At 41.8% G+C, this 14,543-nt stretch carries 16 protein-coding genes and 2 tRNA genes; 11 read left to right on the top strand and 7 right to left on the bottom strand.

Annotated features, from left to right (window positions below; genetic code table 11):
• Nucleotides 1-110 precede the first annotated feature (110 nt).
• The 3 genes from trxA to E4635_RS10800 all read left to right on the top strand — a co-directional run bounded on the left by trxA (nucleotide 111) and on the right by E4635_RS10800 (nucleotide 1,816).
• A complete protein-coding gene (gene trxA / locus E4635_RS10790) occupies nucleotides 111-428 on the top strand; it encodes a thioredoxin (RefSeq protein ID WP_135526706.1) in 318 nt (105 codons plus the stop codon).
• Nucleotides 429-729: 301 nt separating this feature from the next.
• A complete protein-coding gene (locus E4635_RS10795) occupies nucleotides 730-1,656 on the top strand; it encodes a DUF58 domain-containing protein (RefSeq protein WP_135526707.1) in 927 nt (308 codons plus the stop codon).
• A gap of 86 nt (nucleotides 1,657-1,742) precedes the next feature.
• A tRNA-Asp gene (locus E4635_RS10800) sits at nucleotides 1,743-1,816 on the top strand.
• A gap of 212 nt (nucleotides 1,817-2,028) precedes the next feature.
• On the opposite strand, the gene E4635_RS10805 is transcribed toward E4635_RS10800, so the two are convergent.
• On the bottom strand, nucleotides 2,029-2,529 hold the full coding sequence (locus E4635_RS10805; protein ID WP_135526708.1) for a DUF456 domain-containing protein: 501 nt from the start codon (nucleotides 2,527-2,529) through the stop codon (nucleotides 2,029-2,031).
• Nucleotides 2,530-2,605: 76 nt separating this feature from the next.
• Here E4635_RS10805 and E4635_RS10810 point away from each other — a divergent pair, with 76 nt between their 5' ends.
• On the top strand, nucleotides 2,606-3,085 hold the full coding sequence (locus E4635_RS10810) for a hypothetical protein (RefSeq protein WP_135526709.1): 480 nt from the start codon (nucleotides 2,606-2,608) through the stop codon (nucleotides 3,083-3,085).
• An 83-nt stretch (nucleotides 3,086-3,168) separates the two neighbouring features.
• Here the strand turns inward: E4635_RS10810 and E4635_RS10815 are convergent, their stop codons facing one another.
• Both E4635_RS10815 and E4635_RS10820 read right to left on the bottom strand, forming a co-directional pair.
• Nucleotides 3,169-4,299: a glycosyltransferase family 2 protein gene (locus E4635_RS10815; RefSeq protein WP_135526710.1), complete on the bottom strand. Its 1,131-nt coding sequence runs from the start codon at nucleotides 4,297-4,299 to the stop codon at nucleotides 3,169-3,171.
• Nucleotides 4,287-5,231 (bottom strand): lysylphosphatidylglycerol synthase domain-containing protein, encoded by a 945-nt coding sequence (locus tag E4635_RS10820; RefSeq protein ID WP_135526711.1) that lies wholly within the window; start codon nucleotides 5,229-5,231, stop codon nucleotides 4,287-4,289. Before E4635_RS10820 ends, E4635_RS10815 begins: the two co-directional genes overlap by 13 nt.
• A 23-nt stretch (nucleotides 5,232-5,254) precedes the next feature.
• Between E4635_RS10820 and ruvC the strand changes: the two genes are divergently transcribed.
• The 6 genes from ruvC to E4635_RS10850 are packed head-to-tail and all read left to right on the top strand — an operon-like array spanning nucleotide 5,255 to nucleotide 9,314.
• Nucleotides 5,255-5,809: a crossover junction endodeoxyribonuclease RuvC gene (ruvC, locus tag E4635_RS10825; protein WP_135526712.1), complete on the top strand. Its 555-nt coding sequence runs from the start codon at nucleotides 5,255-5,257 to the stop codon at nucleotides 5,807-5,809.
• Nucleotides 5,810-5,868: 59 nt separating this feature from the next.
• Nucleotides 5,869-7,002 carry a radical SAM family heme chaperone HemW gene (gene hemW, locus E4635_RS10830; protein ID WP_135526713.1) on the top strand — a complete coding sequence of 378 codons (1,134 nt, stop codon included), beginning with the start codon at nucleotides 5,869-5,871 and terminating at the stop codon, nucleotides 7,000-7,002.
• A 12-nt stretch (nucleotides 7,003-7,014) separates the two neighbouring features.
• Nucleotides 7,015-7,785, top strand: coding sequence for a cyclase family protein (locus tag E4635_RS10835; RefSeq protein ID WP_135526714.1), 771 nt, complete (start codon nucleotides 7,015-7,017; stop codon nucleotides 7,783-7,785).
• Nucleotides 7,786-7,796: 11 nt separating this feature from the next.
• Entirely contained in the window at nucleotides 7,797-8,204 is a 408-nt protein-coding gene (locus E4635_RS10840) for a GNAT family N-acetyltransferase (protein ID WP_135526715.1), read from the top strand.
• Between the two features lie 3 nt (nucleotides 8,205-8,207).
• On the top strand, nucleotides 8,208-8,570 hold the full coding sequence (locus E4635_RS10845; protein ID WP_135526716.1) for an MmcQ/YjbR family DNA-binding protein: 363 nt from the start codon (nucleotides 8,208-8,210) through the stop codon (nucleotides 8,568-8,570).
• Between the two features lie 6 nt (nucleotides 8,571-8,576).
• The gene (locus E4635_RS10850) at nucleotides 8,577-9,314 is read left to right on the top strand and encodes a PH domain-containing protein (RefSeq protein ID WP_135526717.1); all 738 of its coding nucleotides are present in this window, start codon (nucleotides 8,577-8,579) and stop codon (nucleotides 9,312-9,314) included.
• A 64-nt stretch (nucleotides 9,315-9,378) separates the two neighbouring features.
• Here E4635_RS10850 and E4635_RS10855 read toward each other — a convergent pair whose 3' ends face one another.
• The 4 genes from E4635_RS10855 to E4635_RS10870 form a co-directional block, all read right to left on the bottom strand.
• A complete protein-coding gene (locus E4635_RS10855) occupies nucleotides 9,379-10,479 on the bottom strand; it encodes a DUF4407 domain-containing protein (protein WP_135526718.1) in 1,101 nt (366 codons plus the stop codon).
• Nucleotides 10,480-10,697: 218 nt separating this feature from the next.
• On the bottom strand, nucleotides 10,698-12,266 hold the full coding sequence (locus E4635_RS10860) for a flavin monoamine oxidase family protein (protein WP_135526719.1): 1,569 nt from the start codon (nucleotides 12,264-12,266) through the stop codon (nucleotides 10,698-10,700).
• A gap of 69 nt (nucleotides 12,267-12,335) precedes the next feature.
• Nucleotides 12,336-12,887: a class I SAM-dependent methyltransferase gene (locus E4635_RS10865; RefSeq protein ID WP_135526720.1), complete on the bottom strand. Its 552-nt coding sequence runs from the start codon at nucleotides 12,885-12,887 to the stop codon at nucleotides 12,336-12,338.
• Nucleotides 12,888-12,896: 9 nt separating this feature from the next.
• The gene (locus E4635_RS10870) at nucleotides 12,897-14,285 is read right to left on the bottom strand and encodes a dipeptidase (RefSeq protein WP_135526721.1); all 1,389 of its coding nucleotides are present in this window, start codon (nucleotides 14,283-14,285) and stop codon (nucleotides 12,897-12,899) included.
• A 106-nt stretch (nucleotides 14,286-14,391) separates the two neighbouring features.
• Here E4635_RS10870 and E4635_RS10875 point away from each other — a divergent pair.
• Nucleotides 14,392-14,473: transfer RNA gene (locus E4635_RS10875), tRNA-Leu, on the top strand.
• Nucleotides 14,474-14,543 lie beyond the last annotated feature (70 nt).

Genomic DNA, 14,543 nt, shown 5'->3' on the forward strand with positions numbered 1-14,543 from the left:
AAGCTCATAAGAAAAAACAATCTGCAGATAGCTAAAACTGATTTTCAATCGGCAATCAATTCAAAATAAAAACCTACTTTTGTTCAACAATTAATTAAAGAAATTTAAAAATGGCACAAGCAATAACAGATGCAACTTTTGAAGAGTTGGTATTAAAATCAGATAAACCGGTATTAGTAGATTTTTGGGCAGCATGGTGCGGACCATGTAGAATGGTAGGCCCGATCATTGATGAAATTTCTTCAGAATACGAAGGAAAAGCAGTTGTAGGAAAGGTAGATGTAGATGCAAACCAGGAATTTGCCGCTAAATACGGTGTGCGTAACATTCCTACGGTTTTGGTATTCCAGAACGGGGAAGTAGTAGGCCGCCAGGTAGGAGTAGCTCCAAAAAACACCTATACTGAAGCGATCGACGCATTGCTATAATCTGTACATCAGACTATAAAAGACAAAGCCTGGCGGAAGCCGGGCTTTTTTATTGCGCATACTTTCGCAGAAGCTCTTTTGCAATCACGAGCCTGCTAACTGCTACTGTAAACTGACACTGCAACCCCAATACTGTTTTTCAGGGCAGCAATTCCGGCTATCCGCTTTATCTTTTGTTTTTTAAAGAAAAAAACAAAAGGATGCCGCTGCTATCCGGGCTGCAAACCGCCACTGCAAACTGCAAACTCAAAAATCATCTTCAAATCAACTTGATTTTCAATTTTTCAAATTATCTTTGAGTATGAATATCGACAATCAAATTGCCAAAATATCCAGCTTTGCGCATCTTGAGCTCCTGGCCAACCAAATCGTGGAGGGTTTCATCTCAGGGATGCACAAAAGCCCTTTCCATGGTTTCTCTGCCGAATTCGCGGAGCACAAAGTGTACAATGCCGGCGAAAGCACCAAGCACATCGACTGGAAACTATTCGCCAAAACAGACCGTTTGTATACCAAGCGCTTCGAGGAAGAAACCAACCTCCGTTGCCATCTTATCATTGATAACTCCTCCTCGATGCATTATCCGGCGCTTAAGGAGGGCCAGTTCTTCTATGAGAACAAAATTGGGTTTTCCGTCCTGGCTTCGGCTGTCTTGATGAATCTTTTGAAAAAGCAGCGGGATGCGGTCGGCCTGAGCATCTATTCCGATACGTACGAATACTATGCTCCTGAAAAAGGAAGCGACAGGCACCACAGGATGCTGCTCAATATCCTCGAAAACGTGCTGCAAACCCCAAAAGCCGCCAAACAAACGGATACCATCACTTATTTGCACCAGATAGCCGAGAAAATGCACAGGCGTTCCATGATTGTCCTTTTTACCGATATGTTCCAGGGAGAAGATGACGAGCGTTTGTTCAAAGCCCTGCAGCATCTCAAACACAACAAACATAAAGTGGTTTTGTTCCATGTGATTGATAAAAAAACCGAGTTCAATTTCAATTTTGACAACGCGCCACGCAAATTTATCGATCTCGAAACAGGCGAACAGGTCAATTTATTTGCCGAAAATGTCAAAACCGACTACGAAAAAGTAGTCCAGGAATACTTTACCAAGGTAGCAAATACCTGTGCGCTTTATAAAATCAAGTACGTTCCGGTCTCTGTTGATGAAAAATTTGAAAAAATTATGACGACCTATTTAATTGAAAAACAAAAGTTTGGATAATTCGATGAAAAAAAATTTCAAAATATTTTGAAAAACACTTGTAGAAGTTAAAAATGGTTGTATATTTGCAACCGCAATTAAGCAATGGTTTGGTAGTTCAGTTGGTTAGAATACATGCCTGTCACGCATGGGGTCGCGGGTTCGAGTCCCGTCCAGACCGCTAAAATTGGGAAAGCACTTTGGAAACAAAGTGCTTTTTTGCCCAATAAAGTATCCTAAAGATACTTTCGGGTTTTCCCAATTAAAGATATCTAAGAGTAGTTGTGTTGTTTAACCCAGAAATGGGTGGTTTAGTAGTTAGACCAATGAAAAGCTTTCCATTTTATGGAGGGCTTTTTTGATTTAAGGAAGTTTGGTTTTTTGCAAAGGCAATTAAAAAAGCAATGCCCTGTAACTCCAGCCCACATAAATGAAAGTCCCTAAAAACAGCATGCAAACCAGGAATTTCATAAAGGTAGAGGCAAGGAAGCCTAAAAACGATCCTGTGGCGGCTTTCAGCGCTCTTTTTTGGTCTTGTGAGTCGTAGATCATTTCGCCCACGAAAGCCCCAAGAAACGCTCCTATGACAAAACCGAAAGGGATTGGAACAAAAAGCCCCACGACCAATCCGATATTAGTGCCCCAAACCCCATACGAACTGCCGCCGAATTTTCGGGTTCCCTTGGCCGGGATCATATAATCCAAAACAGTAATGAGTACAGTAACCAGCAAAGTAATCCCAAGGACCCAGTAATTGTTGGGGACGGCATCGGTCAGGTATAACAAAAGCAAACCCACCCAACTAATGCTCGGGCCGGGCAGCACAGGCAGGAAACTCCCGAAAATACCGGCCACGACACAAACAAACCCTAGAATCAACAATAATGTATCCATAACTATTTTTTTAGTATTTTTGATATTAAAAATAAGCATTTCCGCAGAATAAGAACAATTTATCTCCTGATTGTACATGAAAAACACCATCGCATTCTTCCTTTTGATAATCGCTTTCCAGGGCTGTCAGTATTTTGAGAAAAATGTCCCGGCAAAAGAAGAGCTGCTCCAGGAGGAACTGCAAAAAATAAACTGGTCCCAGGTAGATGAATTCCCCACGTTGTACAGCTGCGATTCAATCCAGGACAAAGAAGCCCGCAAACAGTGCTTTTTCGATTACCTGACCCAAACCATACAGGAAAAACTAGCCACAGATACGCTCAAGATCTTATACCCGAACCTGGACACCATTCAGGTCAAAGTAACCGTCTTTCCTGATGCCAAACTCAAATTCGAGCCGTATTTCCCTAAAAGCAGCAAAATCTACGACACAGAAAAAATAGACAGCATCATGCAGGTGAGGCTCAAGGATTTCCCGGTAGTGGAACCGGCAATAAAGCGTGGCATCAAAGTCAAATCACAATTTATTTTACCGGTAATATTAAAATCGGAATAAATTTCAGGAGCTGTTTCCAGTCTTCCACTGCAATCTTTTTGTTTTTAAAGGAAAAACAAAAAGGATTTCCGTTGCAACCTGGGCTAGGACTTGAACTTCCTGCCCTTCCATTCAAAATTCCCCACTAAAGAATACAAAGCAACCGCCGTACTGAAAAAAGGATAGGCCAAACTGCTCAACACTACAGAATACATACACATTCCGAGTAATTGGTTGGTTTTATACATCAAGATAGAATCGAAGGTAAATTTGACCGAAAACAAAACCAATAACAATCGCCAGTCCATCCAACCCAATACAGTAAAAAGACCTGCGCAAACAATACTCAAATTAGCCATAAAAACAATACTGGCCAATCCTTTGGAAAAGCCCGACTGGTAAGCCGTTGCCTTAGAAGCCCAACGCACCCGCTGCCGGAACAACGCAGGCCAGCTTCCTTCGGTTTTGGTCGTCACTATGGCTTGCCGGGATTTGAGGTATCCTACTTTTTGAGGGAATGAAGCCATTGCTTTTTGCAGTAAAAAAACATCGTCCCCGCTCGAAATGTGGGCATTACCATCAAAACCGCTTAATTTACGGAATAACTGTTTGGTATAGGCAAAGTTGGCTCCATTGCACATAAAAGCGTTATTAAGCCCGAAACTCCCAATAGTTGCGCCCTGTAGGCTCAGCATGTCCATCTGTTGGAAATGAGAAAGGAAAGAACCGTTTGCAGGAAAATTGACCGGGCCGGCTATCATTTCGACCGGATTGTTCCCAATATAGCCGTCCATCACTGAAAGCCAGTTTTCCCTGACTTCACAATCTGCATCGGTCGTAATCACCCAATCGTATTTTGCGGCTGAAATGGCCGTAGTAATGGCATCTTTTTTAGGGGAATTGGAAATCCTCCGGTTTTGTAAAACGGCCAGGGCAAAATCGGGATTTTCCTTTTGCCAATGGCTGATGACGTCGATGGAGCTATCGTCCGAATGATCATCAACCAGGATAATTTCGAATAAATCCTTTGGGTAATTGAGTCTTGACAAGGATTTCAGCAAATCCGGCAGGTGAGATTCTTCGTTCCGAAAAGCTATGATAATGGAAAAGGCGGTCTTCGGCACTGAAAAATTTACCTCAAATCCTTTCACTTTTTCGAAACCATAAATCAGCAAACCAATAGCGATGGCATAAAGGGCAAAAAGAATGCTAAAGACTAGTGCTACGGGTTCCATGGCGCTTTATAATTTAAGACAAAATAACTTCCAATGACGGAAGGCACAACAGTATTCAAAAACCACATCAGCGTACTGATGAAAACTACAATCCATTCGTTTATGCCCATCAATCCGAAAAAATAAACGGCGACACTTCCTTTTACGGCAAAATCCAAAAACTGGAAAGTGGGTAAGGAGGAAGCCACAAAATACACGCTCGTAATGGCGGCCATCAGCAAGAAATACGGGCTGTCAACACCAAAAAACAAAAACAAAATATAATATTGGTGCGAAAAAGCCAGGTAACGCCCTATGCCCAACAGTATGTTTTTCCGATGGATCGCTTTTGGGATTTCATTGATTTTACGGATCAGCTTTTCGAGGGAATATCCTTTGACCGTCAGTTTTTTAACGAAAAAAAGCAGGCATAATATCATAATCACTACAATAAAAAGGCTTATGACGGCTTTTGGGGTAATCACCTCAAAAACAGTATTGAAATACAACAATCCGAAAATCCCGAAAACAACAGTAAGCACCATCTGGATCCCGTTGCCTACCAGGTTCAGGAAAATGATTTTTTTAGTATTGCTTTTTTCAAAGAACAGGGCTTTTCCGGCAAATTCCCCTATGCCGTTTGGCGTAAACAAACCGGCTGTCAAAGATCCCAAGACCTGTTTTGCGGCCACTCCGAGAGAAATCCGCTTTAGTACGGTAACCAGGTTCTGCCATTTTAAAATTTCCAGGAAACGATTTAAAAAAGACAAGGATAAAACCAAAGATAGGTTCCAAAATGATAATTTTGCCTGCAAAAGCGCTGTGAATTTTTCCCAGTCCAGCTTTTCATTACGGGCCAACTGATGGTAAATAAAATAAAAAGCCGCGCCTACAATCAAAAGTTTGACGGCAAGAACAAGGAATTGTTTAGCTTTGTGGGATACAGGAATCATCTGTGCAAAATAACAAATTAAAATTGGCAAACGAACGCATCATATTAGGTATTGACCCCGGAACCACAATAATGGGGTTTGGTTTGATAAAAGTCATCAACAAAAAAATGGAATTCCTGCAGCTAAATGAATTGCAGTTGTCCAAATACGATGACCATTATACTAAATTAAGAATCATTTTCGAACGGACCATTGAGCTTATCGAAACCCATCATCCTGACGAAATTGCCATTGAAGCTCCTTTTTTTGGCAAAAACGTACAGTCGATGCTCAAATTAGGGCGTGCCCAGGGTGTGGCTATGGCGGCCGGACTGTCGCGTCAGATCCCTATTACGGAATATGAACCCAAAAAAATAAAAATGGCCATCACCGGCAATGGAAATGCGAGCAAGGAACAGGTGGCCAAAATGCTCCAGCAATTGCTCGGGCTCAAAGAATTGCCCAAAAACCTGGATAGTACCGATGGATTGGCGGCGGCAGTCTGCCATTTTTTCAATTCCGGGAAAGTAGTGGGCAGCAAGAGTTATTCCGGCTGGGATGCTTTTGTAAAACAGAATGAAGAACGAATCAAAAAATAATTTCCAGTCCCGGTTTTCAGTTTCAGGATTGTTAACTGTGATTGTGACAGCAAACTAAAATGAGCGGAATCTACATCCATATCCCTTTTTGCAGGCAGGCGTGCCATTATTGCGACTTCCATTTTTCTACTTCAATGAAGAAGAAAGACCAGATGGTGGCGGCATTGGCCGAAGAAATCCGTTTACGCAAAGAAGAGTTTGCCCACGATAGTGTCGAAACTATTTATTTTGGCGGCGGGACACCTAGTGTCTTGGATATTAGTGATTTAAAAATGCTTATCGATGCCGTTTATGAAAATTATACGGTCTCGGAAAACCCGGAAATTACAGTAGAAGCCAACCCGGATGATTTATCGGAAGAGCGGATTATTGCATTGGCGGAAAATAAAATCAACCGTTTAAGTATAGGCATCCAGTCTTTTTTTGAGGAAGACCTGCAACTGATGAACCGTGCCCATAATGCTTCGGAAGCCAGGAAATGCCTGGAAATCGCGACAAAATATTTTGATAACATCACCGCAGACCTGATTTATGGGATTCCCGGTTTGACCAATGAACGCTGGCTTGAAAACATCCAGGTACTGTTGGATCTGAACATCCCGCATATCTCGAGTTATGCTTTGACCGTCGAACCGAAAACCGCCTTACAGAAATTTATCAAACAGGGAATCATCCCGCAACCGGATGACGAAATAGCGCACCAGCAATTTTTACTTTTGGTGGATATCCTGCAAGCGAATGGGTTCGTGCATTATGAATTGTCTAATTTTGGGAAGGAAAACTATTTTTCCCGGAACAATTCGGCCTATTGGCTGGGCAAAAAATACATAGGGATAGGCCCTTCTGCACATAGTTATGACGGCAAAAACCGAAGCTGGAATATCGCGAACAATACCGTTTACATTCATTCTTTAACCGAAGGGAAACTACCGCAGGAAACCGAAACATTAACACAAACCGACCGTTACAACGAATATGTCATGACCGGCCTGCGAACAGTTTGGGGCGTTTCGTTATTGCGTATCCGGGAGGATTTCGGGCAAAAATACCATGATTATCTTCTTCAAAACGCACAGCGGTACCTGGATGCGGGCCAACTCATTTTGGAAAACGGTATTTTGCGTACGACAAAAAAAGGAAAATTTTTCAGCGATGGAATTGCATCTGACTTGTTTTGGCTAAATTTGGAATAAATATTTTTCAAAGTGAAGGCAATCATAACCCATCAAAATAAAACCTACGAAATCGATTTGTCGAAACCTATCGACATTTCTATCCCATTAACCGCCACAGACCAGAACCCGATCGCCTGGTACATAGACAAACCCGTAATCGAACCTGTCCGTTTCGGGGATTGGGTAGGAAAAGTTTCGGAAGGCAGTTCTTCGACAAATTTCAACAATATTTTCTTCAACCCGCACGGGCATGGAACCCACACGGAATGCCTGGGGCACATTACGCGCGACTTTTACAGCATCAACCAATGCCTGAAACAATTTGTTTTTACCGCCGAATTACTCTCGGTAAAACCTGAAATACACGGCGAAGATTGTGTCATTACTAAAAACCAACTGGAAAAGGCACTGCATGATAAAACGCCACAAGCTATTGTAATCAGGACGTTGCCCAATGAAAAAGAAAAATTGTCAAGGAAATACTCGAACACCAATCCGCCTTACCTGGAAGAAGCCGCAGCCGTTTTTATCCGCGAAAAAGGCATCCAGCATTTGCTCATTGACCTGCCAAGCGTAGATAAAGAACATGACGAAGGCCGGTTATTGGCGCATAAAGCGTTTTGGAACGTTACCGATGTTGCCCGTTTAAATGACGATGCCCGGATGCATTGCACGATTACGGAAATGATTTTTGTGGAGGATGCGATTCAGGATGGCTCTTATATACTAAACATCCAGATTGCTTCGTTTGAAAATGATGCGAGCCCAAGTAAGCCTGTCCTGTATTCGATTGTGAACTAAAAATAAAGCCGATGATTACTGTTTCCACAGATAAAAATAAGTTAGATGTGCCTTTCATCCAGCATTTCCTGAAGGATATTTATTGGGCAGCCGGCCGGACGATGGAAGAAGTCCAGGTCACAATTGACAGTTCGGTCTGTTTTGGGATTTACCTGGATGGGAAGCAGATTGGTTTTGCCAGGGTTATTACCGATTATGTGGTTTTTGCCTATCTTATGGATGTTTTTATAACTGAAGAACATCGGGGGAAAGGCTATTCTTCGGTCCTGATTAAAAACATGATGGAAGAACCAAGCCTCAAAGAGGTCAAAATCTGGCGGCTGGCCACTTCCGATGCGCATTTTTTATACGAAAAATTCGGGTTTACCCCTTTGGCACATCCTGAAAAAATGATGGAAAAATACTCAAACACTAAATAAAATATGAATCTGGAAGATTGTTATACGTATTGTTTGTCCAAAAAAGGGGTTTCCGAACATTTTCCCTTCGATGAGGACACCCTGGTTTTTAAAGTTGGCGGCAAAATGTTTGCATTGACCTCTTTAAAAGAGTGGGAAAACGGGAAACCGGCGTTAAATTTAAAAGCCGATCCGGATTGGGCACAAGAATTGCGGGGACAATATGACGATATACAGCCGGGTTACCATATGAGTAAAATTCATTGGAACACTGTTGCGGTAAATCGCGAAATATCTGATACTTTTGTCAAGGAATTAATTGACCATTCGTATGATTTGGTATTTAAGAGTTTAACAAAGAAAATACAAAGCGAAATAAATCTGTAAATTACAATGAAAGAGCATATTAAAAATTTTTTAAACGAAGATCAGGATCCAAAAGCTATTGAGAAAATTACGGCTAAACTGGAGACTTTACTGATGAAAAATGAAGAAGTGGGTTATATCGGTGTGCAAAAAAAACCGGCCATTACGGTATTCCCGGACAGCATCGTGGTGACCAACAAGAGAATCATCATGTGCAAGCCCAAAAACCTTGGCCTGTCTATGGATTTTGTAGATTACGATTGGGATGATATCGCCGGGGTATTTGTAAAGGAAAATATCCTGGGGTCCGAATTTTCTTTTTCCACCCAAACAGAATTGGTCATCAATATTGATTATATCCCAAAAAACCAGGCGAGGAAATTGTATACGTTTGCCAAAGAGCAGCTGGATGCCCTGAAAAACCCAACACTAACAAACCCCATAGCTGCAAATCCTGTTGTGGAAGAAACAATCACAGAAGAAGTAAAAACAGTTGAACCTGAATTGCTTCCGGAAGTTATTGAAGAAGTTGAAACGGAAGAAGTAACCGATTTTGCAGAAATTATGCCAACGCTTCCAACATTCTCTGAGCCTGTGATAGAGCAAGTTCCTGTTGAAACGCCGGCCGGAGAGAAAAAAATGAGCGAAATGTCCAGCGATGAATTGTTCGCCAAACTCCAGAATTATAAAAAACTCCTGGATAACGGATTGATTATGCAAGGCGAGTACGATGCCTTTAAGAAAGAAATCTTAAGTTATATGTAATCTGTCCTGCGACGGATTGAAAACAAAAGGGATAAGCCAAAAACTTATCCCTTTTTATTGAAAATTACATTACGTTTTTTTGTTTTTCTACAAAATTATGTGCCTGGAGTTCGAGCAATTCCGTAGCCTTGCGCCGTTGTAAATTATACAGGTCCTTATCCTGCGCAATGTCTTCGTATACCCTGTCATGCATGGAAGCACTGGTTTTCACCAATAAATCACGTTGGTATTTGTCTTGTGCCAGGGATGCTTTAAGAGCGGTCTCAATGTCTTCCAGTTTAAAATCAAATTCTCCTTTTGGCGATAACAATTTGGCAATTATCGGAGAAGTTTCTATAGCCAAAAACAACAACATGATAAAAAGCGATGGCAATAACGGCAATTTGTTCAAAGCATTGATCCTGGCCATCAAACCGTCAAAACTATCAATGATCGGCTGGGTTTGGGTTACTTTTTTGTCCAAATCCGCCTGGAGCGTTTTATTTTTTTGCTCTTTTTCTGCAATTTTAGCCAGGTTTGCCGAACGCAGGGTGTCCAAAGCTTTCAATTGGGCATCGTGCTTTTCCCTTTTTTCTTTGTAAACAGGCCCTTTGCCGAGTTTTTTGGTCCCGGCGGTTCCTTCGGCTTCGGTAATGTAAGTGGTGTATAAGTCGTTGACTTCCTTTTCTTTTTTGGTGATGTCCGATTTCAAACTGTCAATTTCCGCCTTGTTTTTATCCAGATCACTTTTAAAATAATCAGCCACCTGTTTTTTATTGGCCATAGCCAAATTGTTCTTCTCTTTGAGTAAAACAGTGTTGATTTCTTTTTCGAAAATCTTGATTTCCAGAGGTTTGGAAATAACAACGGCGATAATCATGGCCAGGATGATCCGGGGAGTCGCCTGTAGGAATTCGCCCCAAAAACGGTCGCGTTTCCGGATGGTGGAAACAATAAATCGGTCCAGGTTGAAGATCAGCAAACCCCAGACGATACCGAAAAATGCAGCAGTGTAAGGATTGTCAAATACGGTAAACAGCGCATAGCTGCTGGCAATAAAGGCCATTACTGCAGTAAAAAACACGGTTGCCCCAATCCCGGCATATTTGTTTTGCTCTCCATTGGAGCAAGTGCCGATGAGGTCTTTGTCTGCGCCTGAGCACAGAATGAAAAAACGTTTTAACATGATTGATTTTGATTTTTCCGCTGTGCTTCAAAACAATCTTGTTGCACTTTGGGTTGATTGATGATAAAGCAAATTTAACGCCAAATTTTCAAAATCAGTATAAAACGTTGATTTATTTTAAGTTACAATTGCAATCGTTGTAATTTTTTTTCAATTGCATTGTAATTTATTGATAGTAAAAGAATTAAAACAAACAGAAAAGGGATGGTAATTTTCCATTATTGCATTTCGATGGTCATTTTTTCGCCCGTGATGAGTTCCAAAGCCCAGTCGGAAGAATTGATTGCGCCTTCGATAAACCCGGTATAATCCGAATAGGCTTCTCCAATGATATGCACATTTTTCTGATCTGAACCGTCTAATGCAAACGCCTTGAATTCTTGCTGGATTTCCCAGGATTTTACACCGGGGCGCCAACAATGGTTCCCGGCCCCGTAAGGTGCGCAGGACCAGTCGCGGATTCCGTAAGAAACGATAGAAGCTTCAATATCGGCATTAATCTGTTCCAGGGTCATGTTCGAATATTTGAACAAGGCTTCCTTGGTCAGATGCAGGCCGGAACTCGTCATCGCTTCATTGCCTTGCAAAGAACGGTAAACGTCCTTAGACATAAAATTGGCAAATTGTTGTTTTATCTCATCGTTGTTATTGATTTCGGCAAAATTGTGCTGGTTCCTGTCCTGGATATAATAATTCCAAAATTCTGTCGCAGGTTTATCGGTATACAATAAAATCATGCCATATCCATCAAAATCATCGGTTTTGGAGCGCCTGAAATAATGGATCTCACGCGTCGGCATCCTATTGGCACGGGCTTGAGGCGACTGGTCGTATTCCCACCATGGCTGGTTGAGGATAAAAAATACTTTGGTCATCGCAAATCCATTGACTGCGTCCAATTGCGAACTGATTTTATAAGGCAACGAAGGCGCCAGTTGTTTCAGCGGATATTGCGGCAAGGCCAATAGTAAATGGTCTGCGATTATTGTTTTCTCCTTTCCTTCATGAAAGTAAGTGGCCTGCACCTGGCTAGGAGAAGTATTTTTGAAAGCAGCCAGTTTTGCACCGCTAATCATCGTGACATTGGGTCTTTTTTGGAGTTTGAGGATCATCTGATTGGTAATCTCGTTCGATCCTTTTTTGATAGTAGCTAAAATCTGGCCTTCGGTTTTGAAAGCCCGCAACCACCAAATGACCCATTCAATGGCATTGAGGTTATCCGGGATCATATGGTAAAAAGTCCCGGTATCCCGAATTTTCATCAGTGCCTGGTGGGTTAAGATTCCATCTTCGCTTAAAGCGTTCCAAAAACCCATTTTCCACATGAGTTTGCCATTGAGTTTTGACTCTTTGCGCATGGTCCTGAAATCTTCTTCGGTCAAGCTGTCTATCCAATTCTGGCAGCCGTAATCTATGGGATTGTTAGGTGATTTGCCCATCATCAGCAAGATACCTCTTCGCAATAACGCCAAAGCATCCAGGTTTTGTTCCTGCAAAGGCAGGTCGTATTGCGGAAACGGTGAAGGATTCGCTTTGGGCCCGTTAAAAGGGATCAGTTCGATTTTTAAGTCATCTATTAATTTCCCGAATTTGGGCTGCAACTGGGTTTCAAACCTCATTGGCCCCCACTCGGTTACAAATTTATCTAAAATGGTGGTTTCGATCCTTCCGCCCCAATGATCGGGAGCAGCTTCTATAATGGTTACATTGTGTCCGCGCTGGCTTAGTTGCAGGGCACTGTACAGCCCGGATATCCCGCCGCCGGCAATCAATATATTCTTTTTCATTGTTGCTGTTTTTGAAAGCGTAAACTTAAAAAAAATAAAGTCAAACGTAATGCCAAAAAAGGATTGTTTTTACTTGCTGCAAATGAAAATAAAAGCCGGAGGCAAATTTAAAAAAGTAAAATTGATTTTAACTTTTGTATACATCGCCTTTAATTTTGAAAGCGCGTTGAGCGAATACTGGAACTGGATGAATTTCCCTTTTAGGGACAATGCTTCAAATGCGTTTTTCAGGATGGCATCGACCACTTCATCGGGAATCATGGCAAAAGGCAGCGAAGAAACAATATAATCTGCTGTTTCCAGGCGATGGAGCATGAGGTAATGATCGATTTTTTCGGCACTGTCGTTAATCACAATCAGCCGGTCGTCCTGTATGGTTTTGAGTTCTTCGTGAAAAGCCGGATTGATTTCAAAGGCCAGTAATTTGGCATCCGGACTCATTTTTTCCAGTAATTTAGTGGTAAATACGCCTGTCCCCGGTCCAAATTCGACAATGCATTTTGCTTCGTTGAAATGAATCGGTTTGAGCATTTTTTCTGCCAAAAAAGAGGAACTTGGCGATAAAGCACCAATTGTTCCTCCTGATTTTAAAACTTCGGTAATAAATTTATTTTTGCTCACAAGCTTTGGTTATTTACTCAATTCGGTAAAATACTTGTAGAACAACGGAATGGTTTCGATACCTTTCAAGTAATTGAATATCCCGAAATGCTCGTTTGGCGAATGGATGGCATCGCTGTCCAATCCAAAGCCCATTAAGATGGTTTTACTTTTCAGTTCCTTTTCAAACAAAGCGACAATAGGAATACTTCCGCCGGAACGAACCGGAATAGCCGGAACCCCAAAAGTTTCCGTATAGGCTTTGTTGGCTGCCTGGTATCCGATGCTGTCTATAGGTGTTACATAACCTTGTCCTCCGTGGTGCGGTTTTACGACCACTTTTACCGATTTCGGGGCAATGCTTTCAAAATGCTTGGTAAACAACGCGGTAATTTCTTCCCAGTCCTGGTTAGGGACCAAACGCATCGATATTTTAGCAAAAGCCTTGCTTGCAATTACGGTTTTGGCGCCTTCGCCCGTATAACCGCCCCAAATACCGTTTACATCCAGTGTAGGACGGATAGAATTTCTTTCATTGGTCACATATCCGGCTTCTCCATATACATCGGCAATATCAAGGGCTTGCTTGTATTTGTCCAATGAAAAAGGAGCTTTGGCCATTTCTGCTCTTTCTTCCAGGGAAAGCTCTTCCACTTTATCATAAAAACCCGGAATGGTAATATGGTTGTTCTCATCATGGAGCGAAGCGATCATTTTTGTCAGGATATTGATAGGATTGGCTACGGCGCCTCCATATAATCCCGAGTGCAGGTCACGGTTTGGCCCGGTTACTTCCACTTCCACATAACTTAAACCTCTTAATCCTGTAGTAATAGAAGGTTGCTGGTTTGAAATCATCCCGGTGTCGGAAATCAGGATGACATCATTAGCCAGTTTCTCCTGGTTTCTTTCCACGAACCAGCCCAAGCTTTTCGATCCAACTTCTTCTTCTCCTTCAATCATGAATTTGACATTGCACGGAAGGCAATTGTTCTGGATCATATATTCGAAAGCTTTCACATGCATGTACATCTGTCCCTTATCATCGCAGGCACCGCGGGCGAAAATCGCTCCTTCAGGATGGATTTCGGTTGTTTTGATGACCGGTTCGAAAGGAGGAGAGGTCCATAATTCCATCGGATCGGCCGGCTGGACGTCATAATGTCCGTAAACCAGGACCGTTGGAAGGCTCTTGTCAATTATTTTTTCTCCGTATACAATTGGGTAGCCCGGAGTTTCGCAAAGTTCCGTAAAATCGCATCCTGCTTTGTCAAGGCTTGCCTTTACTGCATTTGCAGTATCGATAACATCTTGAGAATAAGCACTGTCTGCGCTTACAGAAGGGATTTTTAATAAATCGATCAGCTCGTTTATGAAACGTTCTTTATTTTCTTGAACGTAAGATTTTATATTTTCCATTTCAGATTTTAGATAAAATTCAAATGTACAAAAAAAGGGGAAAATATTTTTTTAAATTTTTCTTTGTTTTTTAGAAGATATGCTTATATTTGCACTCACAATTTCTGCGGATATGGCGAAATTGGTAGACGTGCCAGACTTAGGATCTGGTGCCGCAAGGCGTGTAGGTTCGAGTCCTATTATCCGCACAAAAGCCCAAACATTTGTTTGGGCTTTTTTTGTTTTTGGGGTTTACGGTTTTAAACAGAGATGTTGTTA

The organism is Flavobacterium humi, from assembly GCF_004745595.1.
Taxonomy (GTDB): Bacteria; Bacteroidota; Bacteroidia; order Flavobacteriales; family Flavobacteriaceae; genus Flavobacterium; species Flavobacterium humi.